The sequence below is a fragment of the Rhizobium sp. 768_B6_N1_8 genome (genome assembly GCF_051811225.1).
GTDB lineage: Bacteria > Pseudomonadota > Alphaproteobacteria > Rhizobiales > Rhizobiaceae > Rhizobium.
This window is the reverse complement of the sequence record NZ_JBPWPV010000001.1, coordinates 1630990-1647354: the sequence shown is the minus strand read 5'-3', so window position 1 is coordinate 1647354 and position 16365 is coordinate 1630990. Positions and strand designations below refer to the sequence as shown.

Annotated in this window: 15 protein-coding genes and 1 tRNA gene; 11 read left to right on the top strand and 5 right to left on the bottom strand. The window is 59.6% G+C overall.

Features of this window, described 5'->3' with window-relative positions:
• Window positions 1–43: 43 nt before the first annotated feature.
• A complete protein-coding gene (locus AB8B33_RS08400; RefSeq protein WP_113319955.1) occupies window positions 44–325 on the top strand; it encodes a hypothetical protein in 282 nt (93 codons plus the stop codon).
• Window positions 326–390: 65 nt separating this feature from the next.
• On the opposite strand, the gene AB8B33_RS08395 is transcribed toward AB8B33_RS08400, so the two are convergent.
• From AB8B33_RS08395 to AB8B33_RS08385, 3 genes are all read right to left on the bottom strand, one after another.
• Entirely contained in the window at window positions 391–645 is a 255-nt protein-coding gene (locus tag AB8B33_RS08395) for a GlsB/YeaQ/YmgE family stress response membrane protein (RefSeq protein ID WP_037102415.1), read from the bottom strand.
• Window positions 646–1139: 494 nt separating this feature from the next.
• On the bottom strand, window positions 1140–2252 hold the full coding sequence (locus AB8B33_RS08390; protein WP_439014978.1) for an NAD(P)/FAD-dependent oxidoreductase: 1113 nt from the start codon (window positions 2250–2252) through the stop codon (window positions 1140–1142).
• A gap of 221 nt (window positions 2253–2473) precedes the next feature.
• Window positions 2474–2563, bottom strand: a tRNA-Ser gene (locus tag AB8B33_RS08385).
• Window positions 2564–3017: 454 nt separating this feature from the next.
• Between AB8B33_RS08385 and AB8B33_RS08380 the strand changes: the two genes are divergently transcribed.
• The 4 genes from AB8B33_RS08380 to AB8B33_RS08365 all read left to right on the top strand — a co-directional run bounded on the left by AB8B33_RS08380 (window position 3018) and on the right by AB8B33_RS08365 (window position 7253).
• Entirely contained in the window at window positions 3018–4145 is a 1128-nt protein-coding gene (locus AB8B33_RS08380; RefSeq protein ID WP_113319946.1) for a septal ring lytic transglycosylase RlpA family protein, read from the top strand.
• Window positions 4146–4228: 83 nt separating this feature from the next.
• Window positions 4229–5422 carry a D-alanyl-D-alanine carboxypeptidase family protein gene (locus AB8B33_RS08375; protein ID WP_439014976.1) on the top strand — a complete coding sequence of 398 codons (1194 nt, stop codon included), beginning with the start codon at window positions 4229–4231 and terminating at the stop codon, window positions 5420–5422.
• 135 nt (window positions 5423–5557) lie between these two features.
• Complete coding sequence (gene tmk, locus AB8B33_RS08370) at window positions 5558–6235, top strand: dTMP kinase (RefSeq protein ID WP_439014974.1); 678 nt, start codon at window positions 5558–5560, stop codon at window positions 6233–6235.
• On the top strand, window positions 6228–7253 hold the full coding sequence (locus tag AB8B33_RS08365; RefSeq protein WP_439014972.1) for a DNA polymerase III subunit delta': 1026 nt from the start codon (window positions 6228–6230) through the stop codon (window positions 7251–7253). The genes tmk and AB8B33_RS08365 overlap by 8 nt, the downstream gene beginning before the upstream one ends.
• Here AB8B33_RS08365 and AB8B33_RS08360 read toward each other — a convergent pair whose 3' ends face one another.
• Window positions 7254–8042: a sulfite exporter TauE/SafE family protein gene (locus AB8B33_RS08360; RefSeq protein WP_439014970.1), complete on the bottom strand. Its 789-nt coding sequence runs from the start codon at window positions 8040–8042 to the stop codon at window positions 7254–7256.
• A 234-nt stretch (window positions 8043–8276) separates the two neighbouring features.
• Between AB8B33_RS08360 and metG the strand changes: the two genes are divergently transcribed.
• The 3 genes from metG to AB8B33_RS08345 are packed head-to-tail and all read left to right on the top strand — an operon-like array spanning window position 8277 to window position 11431.
• On the top strand, window positions 8277–9827 hold the full coding sequence (gene metG / locus AB8B33_RS08355; protein WP_439014968.1) for a methionine--tRNA ligase: 1551 nt from the start codon (window positions 8277–8279) through the stop codon (window positions 9825–9827).
• 4 nt (window positions 9828–9831) lie between these two features.
• Window positions 9832–10614 carry a TatD family hydrolase gene (locus tag AB8B33_RS08350; RefSeq protein WP_439014967.1) on the top strand — a complete coding sequence of 261 codons (783 nt, stop codon included), beginning with the start codon at window positions 9832–9834 and terminating at the stop codon, window positions 10612–10614.
• Between the two features lie 4 nt (window positions 10615–10618).
• Window positions 10619–11431 (top strand): MBL fold metallo-hydrolase, encoded by an 813-nt coding sequence (locus tag AB8B33_RS08345; RefSeq protein WP_439014966.1) that lies wholly within the window; start codon window positions 10619–10621, stop codon window positions 11429–11431.
• Here the strand turns inward: AB8B33_RS08345 and AB8B33_RS08340 are convergent.
• Window positions 11428–12039: a TerC family protein gene (locus AB8B33_RS08340; RefSeq protein WP_439014965.1), complete on the bottom strand. Its 612-nt coding sequence runs from the start codon at window positions 12037–12039 to the stop codon at window positions 11428–11430. The genes AB8B33_RS08345 and AB8B33_RS08340 overlap by 4 nt on opposite strands.
• 192 nt (window positions 12040–12231) lie before the next feature.
• On the opposite strand from AB8B33_RS08340, the gene AB8B33_RS08335 reads away from it, so the two are divergent.
• From AB8B33_RS08335 to AB8B33_RS08325, 3 genes are all read left to right on the top strand, one after another.
• The gene (locus tag AB8B33_RS08335; RefSeq protein ID WP_439017202.1) at window positions 12232–12900 is read left to right on the top strand and encodes a DUF2161 domain-containing phosphodiesterase; all 669 of its coding nucleotides are present in this window, start codon (window positions 12232–12234) and stop codon (window positions 12898–12900) included.
• A 131-nt stretch (window positions 12901–13031) separates the two neighbouring features.
• Window positions 13032–14399, top strand: coding sequence for an ISNCY family transposase (locus AB8B33_RS08330; protein ID WP_439017201.1), 1368 nt, complete (start codon window positions 13032–13034; stop codon window positions 14397–14399).
• A gap of 322 nt (window positions 14400–14721) precedes the next feature.
• A complete protein-coding gene (locus AB8B33_RS08325) occupies window positions 14722–16149 on the top strand; it encodes an ISNCY family transposase (protein WP_439014963.1) in 1428 nt (475 codons plus the stop codon).
• Window positions 16150–16365 lie beyond the last annotated feature (216 nt).

The window sequence follows — 16365 nt, the reverse complement described above, 5'->3', positions numbered from 1 at the left end:
CTTCATTTCGTTGAAGCGGCATTCGATCAAACAGGAGCAGACCATGGCCGAATTGAAAACCGCTTCCGCCGAATCCACCGCTGCGCGCGTCAAGGCCGAAGTAGCCGCCGAAGATCTGTCCGCGCAGGTTGCTGCGTTGCGCGATGATCTGGCCCGCCTTTCGGAGAGCGTGATTGCGCTGGGGCAGGGCGCAAAGACCGCAGTGACCGACGAAGCCTCCATCATGACCGAGCGTGTCCGCGACAAGGTGCGTGAAGAGCCGCTGACCGCAATCGCCATTACGGCAGGCGTCGCCTATCTCTTTGGTCTCCTCAGCCGTCGATAGACGAAAAAAGCCGGACGCAGGACGTCCGGCCTTTAATCTTTTTTGGCAATCTTTTCCGTGTCAGGTCAGCGGCGGATGAGGCGTCCGATCGCAATTAGGATGCATGCGCCAACAAAGCCCGTGATCAGGTATCCGAGCCAGCCGCTGAGTGGCTGGATGTGAAGGATACCGAGAATCCAGTTGGCGACGATCGCGCCTATGATGCCAAGCAATATGTTCATGAACACGCCCATATTGCTGTGCATGACCTTCTCCGCCAGCCATCCGGCGAAACCGCCGATAATGATGGCTGCAATCCAACCTACACCTGCGTTTTCCATGATAATCTCCCTCCTGGTTAAAACGTGGGATAGAACGCGCGCAATCGAAAAAAGTTCCGGTATGGCAGCGGCTTAGCGCTGTCAGGGATGAAGTAATGTAACCGGCGCGGAAAACGCATGAGCCGCGATCTGAAACATCAGTCCTGAAAAGGCCAGTGCGGCAAAACCGGCCGGCATCAGCAAACTCTTCGTGAACATCAAATCCTCCCGTTGTTGGGAGCAAGCATAATTCATCGCCTTAACTGCGCAAGCTGCTTATTAATAAGTAGTTAAGCATGAAGTTTAAGTAAAATTTTCACGACGCAACATGCATTACACCTAATATTAAATCATCCGGAACCGGAGCTTTCTCAATTTGCGCTAGCAAAGGAGAGGCTTTGGTCGATACCACCTCCACGGCCCTCGCCTCATGGCGAACTCGGCCGAAAGAAGCGAGCAGCGTATTGAAGCGAAGCGTCAGCTCGCCGTAACGCCGGCAGACGACAAAAGGCTATCTATTCGGTAAGTCGCGCCACCCTCTGCCCGATGGCGAGCGAAGCGGTCAGGCCGGGGCTCTCGATTCCGTAAAGCGCCACATAGGCGGGGTGACCGGTTTGCTCCGGCCCTTGAATCACGAAGTCACCACCACCGCCCGCAGCCGGGCCGGCGATCTTCGGACGGACGCCCGAGTAGGCGGGCTGTAGCGCGCCATCCACCAGATTGGGCCAATAGCGGCGGATTGCGGAATAGAACTTATCCGCACGGCTTGGATCGACGTCGTAGTTAATCGTCTCGATCCACTCGACATCAGGACCGAAACGCGCCTGGCCAGCAAGGTCGAGTGTCAGATGCACTCCGAGACCGCCGGGTTCAGGGACGGGGTAGATCAGCTGCGTTGCAGGTGCGCGGCCGGTCAGGGCAAAATAACATCCCTTGGCATAGTGACGCGGCGGGATGGTGCTGGCGTCCAGGCCGGACAGGCTTTCTGATAAGGCCCAGGCGTTGAGGCCAGCGGCATTGACCACAAGGCATGTCTCGATCTCTACCGGATCGCGGCCGCCGACTGCGAGGCGAACCTTGTCCGCGGTGAATTCACCTTTGATTACGGGAGAATTGCAGATAACGGCTCCGCCATTGGCCTCGATATCCACAGTGTATGCCTGCATAAGGCCGTGACTGTCGATGATGCCGGTCGAGGGAGAAACAAGCGCCGCAAAGCCTCTGATCTGTGGTTGCCTGCCGGCGAGTTCCGCAGCATCGATCAGATAGCAATCCTCCACGCCATTGGCGGCGGCCTGCCTGGATAGCTTTTCAAGATATCCGACTTCCTCCTCACTCGCAGCGACGACGAGTTTGCCACAGGCTCTATGGGGGATATTTCGCTCCCGGCAATAGTCGTAAAGCCTGTGTTTTCCGGAAACGCAGAGTTCAGCCTTCAAGCTGCCGGTGGCATAGTAGAGCCCGGCATGGATGACTTCACTGTTGCGGGCCGATGTGATGCTGCCGGTTATCGGCTCCGCCTCGAGAAGAACCACGTCGCGGCCGGACATTGCAAGTTCGCGCGCTATTGCAAGCCCCACGACCCCTCCGCCCACGACGACGCAGTCGAGGTCCAGCACCTCCGCCATGCAATTCCCCTCTCATCCTCCAACTGCGCCATTGAACTCGCCGTTTTGGAGAGCTCAGACAACGCAATCCAGCTTTTAGGTATCGTTCGGGCGAACCTATCCCAAATCAAGAGGATGATGAAATACGATTCGAAGCATTTAGCCTGGATCATCTTCGTCGGCGCGAGCGACGCGGAAATTCGGCTTCAGAAGGATAAATAATTGATAATTTCAACGATTTATGGCGGAAGAGGTGGGATTCGAACCCACGGTACGGTTTCCCGCACGCCGGTTTTCAAGACCGGTTCCTTAAACCACTCGGACACTCTTCCATCCAGTTGATCTGGTTCGTCTTTGTTGTCAGGCCTTCGTTTTTGACGAAGCCTCCTTCCAACGACGGCCAAATCGTGGTTTGGCAGGCTTTATAGCGGTTCGGATTTCAGCGTCAACGTGCTCTGACATATCGGGCGGCAATTGAGCAGATAAACTGCTTCAATGTGTTCTGACGCGGGGCAGGGCGGTCATGTCCGCTGAAAGTTGCTGTCACGATCCGAAACGGTCCAATATGCGGAAATACATTCGCGATTTCATTCCCGCACAGATTAAAATCAACCAAATATTAACCATAATCATTAGAATTCTCGCTATCGCCCCGAAATTGTTCGCAAATTAGCCACGATATCCACAAGATTAAAGTCTCGTTAGGCAGGCAGGGAATAAGGCAACTCCAACTCATTCACGAGTGAGTTCCTTAACCATAAAACGGTCTTGAGTGGCGTGGGGCATATGAAACTGAATTACGGGGCGGCGTCTTTCGCAACGACGGCACGGTGGCTGGCATTGTCGGCCATGTGCGCAACAGTGGCGGCCTGCGGCACGACGCAGGCGGTTCCCAAGAAGAAATCCCACGGCAAGGAATATTTCTCCGAAAGCGAATATGGCGTCAAAGCCAGCCCGCGCGTTGCCAACGGCAACAATATTCCCAAGGGCGGCGGCCGCTACATCGTGGGCGATCCCTATGTGGTGAAGGGCAAGATGTATTACCCCAGGGAGGATTACTCCTATAACAAAGTGGGCATCGCTTCCTGGTACGGCTCTGCCTTCCACGGCCGCCTGACGGCGAATGGCGAAGTCTACGACCAGATGCATCTTTCCGCCGCGCATCCGACCTTCCCGCTGCCGAGCTATGCGCGTGTGACGAACGTTGAAACCGGTTCGTCCGTGATCGTCCGCGTCAACGACCGTGGGCCCTATCACGAAGGTCGCATCATCGACCTTTCGAACAAGACCGCCTCCATGCTCGACCTGCAGCACAGCGGCACGGGCAATGTTCGCGTGCAATATGTCGGAAAGGCGCCCCTCGACGGTCATGACATGCCCTATCTGATGGCCTCCTATATTCCGAAGGGTAGCCGCATCCCGGGCATCAATCCGGGCGGGGGCCAGATCGCCTCCGGCGTCATGGTCGCCTCCAACAACAAGAAAATCACCGGCGACCAACTCCAGAGCCTCGGCGATTATTCCAGTCCTTCGCCGGCCAACGTGCCGGTACCATTCCGCTCGACTGCCTATGCGGGCTCCACGCCGAGCGCCAAGTATAATGCGGCTCCAGTTCCTGCGCCGATGCAGGCGCCGGCAGGCGGCCATTTCCTGACGCCGCCGCCGGCCTTCACCAATGGCGCTCAGACGATGGAACAGATGGTGGTTCTGCCGGAAATCGGACCCATTCCCTTTGAGCGTCCGAATGGCTGGTCGAAGGGCACATCGCTTGCCATGGGCTATCAGGAGGAGGCGAGGACAGTCAACGTTCCGCTCGCTTTCGACGCCGTGATGGTACGCAATGATGGCCTGACGCAGGAGTCTATCCTCGCCTCCTTCAAGCGTCAGAATGGCGGCAGCGCAAAGGTGCGATAAAAGCCTACAACAAAGTGTAATTGCATCGGCTTCCGGCTCGCTTTACCCTCCTGAATCAACCCGCACGATCAATGGGATTAGCGATGTTGAAGCCGCTGCTTCGCCTCCTTGCATGCCTGCTTTTGCCTGCTTCTGCAGCCTTTGCCGCAGAAGGCACCGAGGCCGGTTTCGTCACCAAGGCCGCGCAGGCCTATATGATCGAGGCCTCGACCGGGACTGTGCTTCTCGCCAAGAACGAGAACCAGGTCTTTGCGCCTGCCTCGCTTGCCAAGCTGATGACGATGGATCTCGTTTTCAGTGCCGTCAGCAAGGGACAGATTTCGCTCGATACCGAATATCCCGTCTCCGAATATGCCTGGCGTACCGGCGGCGCGCCTTCGCGTGCGGCCACGATGTTTGCAGCGCTGAAATCGAAGGTTCGCGTCGAGGATCTGATCAAGGGCGTTGCGATCCAGGGCGCCAATGACGGCTGCATCATCCTTGCCGAGGGCATGGCCGGCAGCGAGGACCAGTTTGCGGCATCGATGACCCGGCGCGCTCGCGAGCTTGGCATGGAAAAGGCTATCTTCGGCAATTCAACCGGGATTCCCGACGGCAAGAGCAAGGTGACGGCTAGGGAGTTGGTGACGCTCGCCGTCGATCTGCAGGCTTCCTATCCCGATCTCTATCCCTATTTTGCCCAAGCGGATTTCGAATGGAACAAGATCTTCCAGCGCAACCGCAATCCGCTGCTCGGCATGGATCTCGGCGCTGACGGGCTGGCGACGGGCTTTACGGAAGGCGAGGGCTATTCGATCGTCGCCTCGGTGCAGCGCAACGGACGGCGGCTCTTCGTGGCGCTTGCCGGCATCGCCTCCGACAAGGAGCGCACGGAAGAAGCCAAGCGCGTGCTGGAATGGGGGCTGACGGCTTTCGAAAGCCATCAGGTCTTTGCAGACAAGGAAGTCATCGGTGCGGCGAGCGTCTATGGCGGCACGGCGCGCACCGTCGATCTCGTCGCCAAGGCGCCGGTCAGCGTCTATGTTCCGATCAACAATCCAGACCGGCTCGCAGCCCGCATCGTCTACCACTGGCCGCTGATGGCGCCGGTGAAGGCCGACACGGAAGTCGGCACGCTGCGCATCGTTTCCGGCAACAGGATGTTGCGCGAAGTGCCACTCTATACAGTGCAATCGGTGGAGGTTGGATCGCTCACCAGCCGGGCGGTCGACGCGCTGCTGGAGCTTGGCGAATCGCTGTTCTTCTCATGGCTCTGGGACAAGTCCGAGCAGAGCTGAGATCCTTTTTGCCCGCGGATTTTGCCGCAATTTGCCGGGGAAGGTGAATATGTCGCCGCGGCAAAAGGTTTCGTTCCGCACTATCTTCGGATAGATAGAGGCAGAGCGTGGCGCTCAGAATGCGGGAAAGTATCATTGTCGTCCGGTACAGGATTGTTCGTTACGTTTGAAGGCGGAGAGGGGGCTGGGAAGTCCACGCAGATCCGCCGTCTTGCCGAGGCCCTTAAAGCCGAAGGCCATGACGTGCTGTTGACCCGGGAGCCTGGGGGCTCGCCGGGCGCCGAAGCGGTGCGCCATGTGCTGCTTTCGGGCGCTGCGGAAGCCTTTGGCACCCGCATGGAAGCGATCCTCTTTGCCGCCGCCCGCAACGATCACGTGGAAGAAGTCATCCGGCCGGCGCTTTACAAGGGCAAGATCGTGCTCTGCGACCGCTTCATGGATTCCTCGCGCGTCTATCAGGGCGTTACCGGCAACCTGGAGCCTGAATTCATCGAGACGCTGCAGCGCATCGCCATCAACGGCGTGATGCCTGATTGTACGCTGATCCTCGATATTCCGGCCAAGCTGGGGCTGGAGCGTGTTATCAAGCGAAACGCCGACGGCCCTGATCGTTTCGAGAAGGAAACGCTCGAAACGCACGAGAAGCGCCGCGAAGCCTATCTCGATATCGCCGCGCGCGAGCCGGAACGCTGCCATGTCGTCAACGCCACGCAGCCGGAAGAGGCGATTGCCGCGGAGATCCTCACCATAGTCAGGCAGTTGCTGAAACCATCAGCCGAAGCGCGGATGCCGGAAGCGGCGCATCATGAGTGAGGACAGGCCCGGACTGCTCGACGGCGCCATCTGGCCGGCCGAGAACACGAAGCTCTTCGGCCATGAAGATGCTGAGGATTTCCTGGCGCAGTTCTACCGCTCCGGCAAGGGGCATCATGCAATCCTGATCGAAGGGCCTGAGGGGATTGGCAAGGCGACATTGGCCTTCCGTTTCGCCAATCACGTTCTGTCGCATCCCGATACCGCAAGCGCGCCGGAGCGGATCGCCGATCCAGATCCAGACTCTGCTGTCAGCCGGCAGATCGCCTCAGGCGCGTCGCACAATCTCCTGCATCTTGCCAGACCCGTGGATGAGAAGACCGGGAAGGTGAAATCGGCAATTACCGTCGATGAGGTACGCCGGGCCGGCAAGTTCTTCTCGCAGACCTCGGGCACCGGCAACTGGCGCATTGTCATCATCGACCCTGCCGACGACATGAACCGGAATGCGGCAAATGCCATCCTGAAGATCCTCGAGGAGCCGCCGAAGCGGGCGATGTTCCTCGTTCTGTCGCATGCGCCGGGAAAGCTACTGCCGACGATCCGGTCACGCTGCCTGCCGCTGAAGCTTGCACCCCTTGACGATGGTGCGCTGGTTTCAGCACTTGCCCATCTCGGGATCCAGAGTGAGGGGCAGGCCTTGCTTTCTGCCGCAAAGGGCAGCGTCGGTGAGGCGCTGAAACTGCTGAATTACGGCGGCGGCGAGATCATTCAGGCCTATAACGAGGTTCTGTCCTCCGAAGGGCCGGCAGCACGCAAGGCCATGCATCGGCTTGCGGATGCGCTTTCGGGCAAGGAAGCCGATACGATCTTCGATTTCTTCGTCAGCCATGTAGGCGATGACGTCATGAACCGCGCGCGCCTTGCTGCGGGCGAGGGGCAGATTGCGGCCGCCGAACGTCTGGCGCGGCTCTATTCCGAAATCACCGAGAAGCTGACCGTCTCCGACGCTTACAATCTCGACCGCAAGCAGACGATCATGGAAGTGCTTTCCGAGATCAAGCAGCCGCGCGCCTGATCAGCCGGCCAGCAGTTTCCAGGCAACCACGGCGAGCGTGACGGCCAGTACGATGCGGATGGTGCGCTCCTGCAGTTTCGGCGCAAGCAGGCTGCCGACAATGATGCCGGGAATGGAGCCGACCAGCAGGGCAAGCAGCATTGCCCAGTCGATCTCGCCGATGAACCAGTATCCCATGCCGCCGATCAGGGTGAGCGGCACCGCATGGACGATATCCGAGCCGACGATCTCGCGCACGTCGAGGCGGGGGTAGAGGATGAGCAGGATCGTCACGCCCAAGGCGCCGGCGCCCACCGACGTCAAGGTGACGAGCACGCCGAGCACAAAGCCCAGACCGACGGTGAAGACTGCGATGGTCGCCGGTTTCGGCGGCATGCGCTCGCCGATGGCACGGCGGGCAAATTCAAGGATCTGGCCGCGGAAAACCAGCATGATCGCGGTCATGACCAGAAGCCAGCCGAGCGCGGTGGTGATGGTATTCGTGACGCCAATACTTTTTCGGTCGACGCCGGCCATCAGCCAGAGCATTGAAAGCGCGGCAGGGACGCTGCCGGCCGCAAGACTGCCGACGATCTTCCAGTTGACGCGGCCATGCATGCCGTGAACAGCCGTGCCGGCCGTTTTGGTGATTGCTGCGTAGAGAAGATCAGTTCCGACGGCCGTCGCCGGATGGACGCCGAAAAAGAGCACGAGCAGGGGCGTCATCAGCGAACCGCCACCGACGCCGGTGATGCCGACAAGCGCTCCCACCATGAGACCGGAAAGGGAATAAAGAGGCTCGAACGTCAAATACGCGCCTCCGAGGACGCGCGGCCATGACTATTCCGATCGATGAAAAATGGCACTTTGCTTCCGTCCCGCCCTCTTGCGACAGAAGGGGTAGATTGCGCCAGAACACGAGTCAAGGTCACCAATACGTGGCCCGGAAATCGTCGGTGGCTGCCAAACTTGATGTTTCGCTTGTGCGAGACATGCGCTAATAGCGGCTGACGATTTTTATAGAGTAAGCCGGAATTGGCCGCCATGACAGACAAGACCCCCTTCTACATCACGACAGCGATCTCCTACCCCAACGGCAAGCCACATATCGGCCATGCCTATGAGCTGATCGCGACCGACGCCATGGCACGCTACCAGCGCCTCGACGGCAAGGATGTCTTCTTCCTGACGGGGACTGACGAGCACGGCCAGAAGATGCAGCAGACGGCGCGTGCCGAAGGCATCACGCCACAGGCGCTTGCCGACCGCAATTCCGGCGAATTCCAGGCGATGGCGAAGCTGCTCAATGCTTCGAACGACGACTTCATCCGCACCACGCAGGAACGTCACCACGAGACTTCGCGGAACATCTGGAACCTGATGGCCGCAAATGGCGACATCTACAAGGATTCCTATGCCGGCTGGTACTCGGTGCGTGACGAAGCCTATTACCAGGAAAACGAAACCGAGCTGCGCGCCGATGGCGTGCGCTATGGGCCCCAGGGCACGCCGGTCGAATGGGTGGAAGAGGCAAGCTACTTCTTCCAGCTCTCCGAATACCAGGACCGGCTGCTGAAGCATTACGAGGAAAACCCCGATTTCATCGGCCCGGCCGAGCGCCGCAACGAGGTGATCTCCTTCGTCAAGTCCGGTCTCAAGGATCTGTCCGTCTCGCGCACGACCTTCGACTGGGGTATCAAGGTCCCGAATGACCCTGATCATGTCATGTACGTGTGGGTCGATGCGCTGACGAACTATATTACCGCAACCGGCTATATCGAAGACCGCAGCGGGCCGCGGGCGAAATACTGGCCTGCCGATGTGCATATCATCGGCAAGGACATCATCCGCTTTCACGCCGTCTACTGGCCGGCCTTCCTGATGTCGGCAAAGCTGCCGCTGCCGAAGCGCGTCTTTGCTCACGGCTTCCTGCTTAACAAGGGCGAGAAGATGTCGAAGTCGCTCGGCAACGTCGTCGATCCGGTCAATCTGGTGAACCATTTCGGCCTCGACCAGGTGCGTTACTTCTTCCTGCGCGAAGTCTCCTTCGGCCAGGACGGCAGCTACAGCGAAGAGGCGATCGGCACGCGCATCAATTCCGACCTCGCCAACGGCATTGGAAACCTCGCCAGCCGCTCGCTGTCGATGATCGTCAAGAATTGCGATGGCCAGATTCCGGAATGCGGACCGCTGACCGATGAGGACAGGGCGATGCTGGCACAGGCCGATGCATTGCACGCTTCCACGCGCGACGACATGGGCAAGCAGCTCATCCACCGCGCGCTGGCCTCGATCATCGCCGTGGTCTCCGAGACCGACCGCTATTTCGCCGGCCAGGAGCCTTGGGCGCTGAAGAAGACCGATCCGGCGCGCATGGGCACGGTGCTCTATGTCACTGCCGAAGTGGTACGCCAGATCGCCATCCTGCTGCAGCCCTTCATGCCGGAATCGTCCGGCAAGCTGCTCGACCTGGTGGCTGCGCCGGCCGACAAGCGCGACTTCGCAGCGCTTGGCGAAGCCGGCCGTCTGGTGCCGGGAACGCCGCTCGAAGCGCCGAAGCCGGTCTTCCCGCGCTACGTGGCTCCGGAGGCTTAAGGCCGTGCTGATCGATACGCATTGCCATCTAGACTTTGCCGATTTCGAGGCGGAACGCGACGAAGTAGTGGCGCGCGCCCATGCGTCGGGCGTGGCGCAGATGGTGACGATCTGCACCCGCGTGCGCAAGCTCGACGGGCTGCTCGCCATCACTGAAAAATATCCCTCCGTTTTCTGCTCGGTCGGCACGCATCCCAACAATGCGGGTGACGAACTGGATATCCAGACGGAAGATTTGGTACGGCTCGCGAATGCCCATCAGAAGGTCGTCGCGATCGGCGAGGCCGGTCTCGATTATTTCTACGATACGCAGAAGCCCGAAGACCAGCAGACGGGCTTTCGCCGTCATATCGCCGCGGCGCGTGAGACGCAGCTTCCGCTCGTCATCCATAGCCGCAGCGCCGACGCCGACATGGCGGCGATCCTGACCGAGGAAACAGGGAAGGGGGCCTTCCCTTTCATCCTGCATTGCTTCTCGGCCGGCCCGGAGCTGGCGAAGACTGGCGTCGAGCTCGGCGGCTATATCTCCTTTTCGGGTATTCTCACTTTCCCGAAGTCGGAAGAGCTGCGCGACATCGCCAAGACCATTCCGCACGACCGGTTGCTCGTCGAAACGGATGCGCCGTATCTGGCGCCGAAGCGCTGGCGCGGCAAGCGCAACGAGCCATCTTACGTGGTGAATACGGCCGAGGTGCTAGCCGATACGATCGGCCTCCCTTACGAGGAGGTCGCGCGGATCACCACCGACAATGCTTTCCGGCTTTTTTCGAAGATGCCGAGGATCTAGCAGCGTGGCACGGCGGCAGCGGTTCACCATTCTCGGCTGTTCGTCGTCACCCGGCGTGCCACGCATCACCGGTGACTGGGGCGCCTGCAATCCGGACAATCCAAAGAACAGAAGAACACGCGCCGCCTTTATGGTGCAGCAGTTTTCTGATGATGGCGCTACAACGACCGTCGTCATCGATACGGGCCCGGATTTTCGCGAGCAGATGATCAGGGCAGGGGTCGACCATGTCGACGCGGTCCTCTACACCCATCCGCACGCGGACCATATCCACGGCATCGACGATCTGCGTGGTTATTTTCACAATACCCGCCGGCGCGTGCCGATCTTCGCCGATCAGTTCACCATGAGCCGGCTGCGCGATGCCTTCGGCTACTGCCTGGAGACGCCGCCGGGCAGCAATTATCCGCCAATCGTGCTGCCGATCGTGATCGAGGATCTGGAAAAGCCCATTGAAATCCACGGGCCAGGCGGAACGATCGCCTTCATGCCGCATCTGCAGCAGCATGGTGACATCCATTCGCTCGGTTTCCGCATCGGCGATGTGGCCTATTGCAGCGATATCAGCGACTTCCCACCGCAGACGGTGGAAAGGCTGCAGAACCTCGACATGCTGATCATCGACGCCCTGCAATATGCCTATCATCCCAGCCATCTCTCGCTGGAACAGTCACTGGACTGGATCGAGCGGCTAAGACCGAAGCGGGCGATCCTGACGCATATGCACACGCCGCTCGACTATGATGTAGTCATGGCGCAAACGCCGGATCATGTGGTGCCGGCGTTCGACCAGATGAGCTTCGAAGTCGAGGTTTAGCTGCCGATAAATGGAGCAACCTCGAGGTATCCGCGATGGATCATGTCGAGCGCGACATAGAGAATGATCAACAGGCCGACATAGGCGATCCAGCGATGTTTGTTGAGCAGGCGGGCGATAAAGTTCGCGGCGATGCCCATCAGCGCAATGGAAAGACCGAGGCCTAGCACCAGCACGCTCGGATGTTCGCGAGCGGCACCGGCAACGGCAAGAACATTGTCCAGCGACATAGAAACGTCGGCGATGACGATCTGCGTTGCAGCCTGAAAGAAGGTCTTCCTCGGCGCAGCTGCGCCAGCCTCGGCCGCATGTTCTTCGCCATGGCCGGCACGCAGCTCGCGCCACATCTTCCAGCAGACCCAGAGCAGCAGCAAGCCGCCGGCCAGCAGAAGGCCGACAATCGCCAGAAGATAGACTGCGACAGAGGCGAACAGGATGCGGAGCACCGTTGCCGCCAGAATGCCGACAATGATTGCCTTGCGGCGCTGCGTGGCTTCCAGGCCGGCAGCAGCAAGGCCGATGACGACGGCGTTGTCGCCGGCGAGAACAAGGTCGATAGCAATGACCTGCAGCAGGGCCGTCACACCGGCCGCTGTGAAAATATCCATATTGAACTACCCCCGGATATGCTTCGAGCGTGCTAGCGTCTTGAGGGTTTTCCGTCAACCGGTGAAGGGATGCGTTGACGACTGCGTCCACGGTCATGCCGTGTAATCCGGGCGGATGTGATCGATGCGGTGTCCCGCATGGATGGATCGATGTAGATTATGGAACGATTCTTTTCTTCGATCCGCAGGCCCATGGAAACGTCGCTTTATCTGCCCGTCAAAGGCTTTCTCGAAAAGGCAGGTTACGTCGTCAAGGGCGAAGTCGGCGGCTGCGATCTGGTTGGCCTGAGCGACGACGATCCGCCAGTGGTGGTGGTCTGCGAGCTGAAGCTCAGCTTCAATCTCGAACTCATCCTACAAGCAGTCGATCGCGCGGCTGTCTCTGACGAGGTCTGGATCGCGGCCCGGGTTTCCGCCAAGGGTAAAGGCCGGGAAGCCGACAAACGCTACCGCGATCTCTGCCGCAGGCTCGGCATCGGCATGCTCGGCATTTCGGATAGCGGCGACGTCAGCGTGATCGTCGGCTCCGTATCGCCGATGCCACGGACCAATCCGAAGCGCCGGTCGCGGCTGATGCGCGAGCACCAGAAACGCCGCGGCGACCCGGCGCTCGGCGGCAGCACGCGCACGCCGCTCATGACGGCATATCGCCAGCAGGCGCTTGGCTGCGCTGCGGCGCTGGCATCAGGACCGCTGCGCGTGCGCGATATCAGGTCTTGGGTACCGGAGGCCGGCAAGATACTGCTGTCCAATGTCTATGGCTGGTTCGAAAGACTAGACAGAGGCGTCTACGGCTTGACGGATGCCGGACGGGAAGCGCTGCAGCGATGGCCACAGCAGGAGATGCAGGCGGCGCAGTAGTGGGTATGGTTTTTAGTTCCATAACCTATCTTATGCGATCTTTGTGTGTAGCCGCAAAGTTAGAATGTCCTGTTTCTGCAAAGTTGGAATGTCACTCTCCCCGGGTCCAAGCGACGTCTGGGAGATTGCGAATGGGATTGATTGCGATGAGCGAGCGCGATCTGCAGCGGATCGAGATTTTATCGAAAGTGATCGCCGGCCGGATGACCACGGTGTCTGCGGCACATATTCTTGACCTGAGCGAGCGCCAGGTGCGTCGGCTGCTGCAGCGGATACGAACCGGCGGCGCGGCTTCGATCCGGCACAAGGCGATCGGCCGGCCGTCGAACAACCGGATCAGCGATGGTGTTCGCGATTACGCAGTGACGCTGGTTCGTGAACGCTACGCGGACTTCGGTCCGACGCTGGCGGCCGAGAAGCTGACCGAGCGTGATGGTCTGCGGGTGTCGCGCGAGACATTGCGTGGCTGGATGTCGGAGGCCGGGCTTTGGCTGTCGCGCAAACAGCGTCGAACGTTTCATCAGCCGCGGCTGCGACGCGAGGCCTATGGCGAGCTGGTGCAGATCGATGGGTCCGAGCATCGCTGGTTCGAGGATCGCGGTGACCCGTGCTCGCTGCTGGTCTTTGTCGATGATGCGACTGGTCGATTGATGCAGTTGCGCTTTGTGCGATCGGAAAGCGCCTTCACTTACTTCGAGGCATTGGAGCTCTATCTCGAGCGTCATGGCGCACCGGTTGCCTTCTATTCGGACAAGCATTCGGTGTTCCGGGTGGCGAAGAAGGATGCCAAGGGTGGCCAGGGCATGACCCAGTTCGGGCGTGCGCTTTGCGAGCTAAGCATCGAGATTCTTTGCGCAAATTCCAGTCAGGCCAAGGGCCGTGTCGAGCGGATGAACCGGACGCTGCAAGATCGGCTGGTCAAGGAGTTGCGGCTGGCCGGGATCTGCAACATGAAGCCAGGCAATGCGTTGTTGCCTGGCTTCATGGAAGACTACAACGCACGCTTTGCGATTGCCCCTGCCCGGCCCGACGATCTGCATCGTCCAATGAATCTTGCGCCGGATCGGTTGAAGGAGATCCTGTGCAAACGAGAGCAGCGCTATGTCGGATCGCAGTTGACGTTTTCGTTCGAGCGCAAGCGGATCATGCTGGAGGAGACCGAGGTGACGCGTGGTCTGGTCGGACGCTATGTCGAGACCTATGCCTATGCTGACGGACGCCTGGATGTGCGCTGGAAGGGGTATTGCCTGCCCTACACGGTGTTCGACAAGGATCAGCGAGTGACACATGCGGCGATTACCGAGAACAAGCGGCTTGGCGATGTGCTGGCCTATATCAAGGAACGCCAGGATCAGCCGCAGCCGAAGGTGAAGACCAACAGCGCCAAGAATGGCTATACGCCGCGTGGCCGCAAGCCTGGGCCAAAGACGGATTTCATGAACGATCCGGCGGTGATTCTGCGGCGCGCGAAGGCGTTATCGCGACCTGCTGCGGAGTGAATGGTCGATCGGATAGTCTCAAAGCTAAAGCCGAAGCGGTGTGCCTCACCCGCCCCGATCTGATCTTGCAAGCGGGATCAGCCGCTCAGATCGGAGCTGATCGCCGTGCCGTGCCGAAGCGCAAAGTGACATTTTAACTTTGCGCACAAACGGACATTCCAACTTCCCCGCCACATTGTGTGTAGGGGCTATTTAGTAATGCGACAGTTGGGCCTGTTAGAGATGCGACAGTCTCGCCTGTCGACGTTCTGGTCAATGTCAACGTTGGGAGCAAGGATGACGATCTTCAGCCTGGTCGAGACCAGGAGCGGTCGGAGTCGTCATGTCCTTTACGATCACCATGTCGCAGAAAGAATTGCATCGCCTCGAAGTCATCCAGAAGATCCGTGACCGGCGTCTGAGCGTCGTCCAGGCCGCCGAGTTGCTCAGGCTTAGCCGAAGTCAGGTGCACAGGCTGCTGCAGGCCTATGTTCAGTATGGTCCGGCCGGTCTGGTTTCGAAGAAGCGATCGCGGCCAAGCAACCGGCGCCACAGCGAGGAGTTTCGCAATGCGGCGCTGGACCTGATCCGCGAACGCTATCTGGATTTCGGTCCGACGCTGGCACGCGAGAAGCTGATCGAGCTGCACCGGATCTCGGTGGGCAAGGAAACGCTGCGGCAATGGATGACCGAGGCCGGCATCTGGATCTCGCGCCGCGAGCGCAAGAAGCGGGTTTTCCAGCCACGCGGCCGGCGCGACTGCTTTGGCGAACTGGTGCAGATCGATGGTTCGCATCACTGGTGGTTCGAGAACCGCGGCCCCAAATGCGCCCTGCTCGTCTATATCGATGACGCCACCGGCAAACTGCTGCATCTGCGGTTTGCCGGATCGGAGAACACATTCGACTATCTGCACGCGGCGAAGGCCTATCTGCAGCAATGGGGCAAGCCGCTGGCGTTCTACAGCGACAAACATGGCGTTTTCCGCAGTACGCATGCGTCTGAGAAAGACCGGACGAGCGGCCTGACACAGTTCGGCCGGGCGCTTTATGAGCTGAACATCGACATTATCTGCGCCAACACTCCGCAGGCCAAAGGTCGCGTGGAACGCGCCAACCAGACGCTGCAGGACCGGCTGGTGAAGGAGATGCGGCTTCGCGGCATCGACACGATCGAGGCTGCCAATGCCTATGCGTCAGAATTCATTGCGGATTTCAATATCCGTCTCGGTAAGCCGCCGCGCAATCCGAAGGACATGCATCGTCCGCTGGCCGACCATGAGAATCTCGATGGCGCCATGTGTCGGAAAGAAGTCCGCACTCTGTCGCAGTCCCTGACGCTGCGTTACGACAAGGTGTTGTTCATTCTTGATCCGACAGAGCAGGCAAAGGCGCTGGCAGGAAAGAAGGTCATCGTTTGCGACTATCCGGACGGCCGCCTCGAGATCATGCACGAGAGCTTTGCCCTGCCCTACAGAACCTTTGACACCTTGCGATCGGTGCACCGACCCGAAGTGGTCGAGAACAAGCGGCTGGACGACATGCTGTCGATCATGGCCGAGATGCAGGCCGGGCGGGAACAGCGGCGCAGCAAGAGCGGGCCTCGGCGCACCGGCCAGACGGATCATATGTTCGGCATTCGCGATGGCAGCCAGAGCAACGGTTATCAAAAACGCGGCCACAAGCCCGGTCGGAGGACCGATTTCGTGAATGATCCGGAGGTCATTGCGAAACGGCAAAAGGCGCTGGCGAGGATGGAGGCTGCGGAATGAAGGGTGCGGACAGAGTCTCAAAGCTAAAGCCGAAGGGGTGCATCCCACCCGCCCCCGCTCCGCCCTTTCCACCCGGCCCAGCCGGTCGGATCGGGGGCTGACCGACGGCGCCAGTGTCGCATCTCTAACTGGCTGACCACGTCGCAGCCCTATTCAGCTTTGACATTATGTGTAGCCGGGTACATTCTATTTTCAAGCGCGACATGCCAATGATTT

Bases quoted from the DNA above. Each gene is read 5' to 3' on its own strand.
- AB8B33_RS08400 (WP_113319955.1), top strand. From the start codon at position 44: ATGGCCGAATTGAAAACCGCTTCCGCCGAATCCACCGCTGCGCGCGTC.
- AB8B33_RS08395 (WP_037102415.1), bottom strand. From the start codon at position 645: ATGGAAAACGCAGGTGTAGGTTGGATTGCAGCCATCATTATCGGCGGT.
- AB8B33_RS08390 (WP_439014978.1), bottom strand. From the start codon at position 2,252: ATGGCGGAGGTGCTGGACCTCGACTGCGTCGTCGTGGGCGGAGGGGTC.
- AB8B33_RS08380 (WP_113319946.1), top strand. From the start codon at position 3,018: ATGAAACTGAATTACGGGGCGGCGTCTTTCGCAACGACGGCACGGTGG.
- AB8B33_RS08375 (WP_439014976.1), top strand. From the start codon at position 4,229: ATGTTGAAGCCGCTGCTTCGCCTCCTTGCATGCCTGCTTTTGCCTGCT.
- AB8B33_RS08365 (WP_439014972.1), top strand. From the start codon at position 6,228: ATGAGTGAGGACAGGCCCGGACTGCTCGACGGCGCCATCTGGCCGGCC.
- metG (WP_439014968.1), top strand. From the start codon at position 8,277: ATGACAGACAAGACCCCCTTCTACATCACGACAGCGATCTCCTACCCC.
- AB8B33_RS08340 (WP_439014965.1), bottom strand. From the start codon at position 12,039: ATGGATATTTTCACAGCGGCCGGTGTGACGGCCCTGCTGCAGGTCATT.
- AB8B33_RS08335 (WP_439017202.1), top strand. From the start codon at position 12,232: ATGGAAACGTCGCTTTATCTGCCCGTCAAAGGCTTTCTCGAAAAGGCA.
- AB8B33_RS08330 (WP_439017201.1), top strand. From the start codon at position 13,032: ATGGGATTGATTGCGATGAGCGAGCGCGATCTGCAGCGGATCGAGATT.
- AB8B33_RS08325 (WP_439014963.1), top strand. From the start codon at position 14,722: ATGTCCTTTACGATCACCATGTCGCAGAAAGAATTGCATCGCCTCGAA.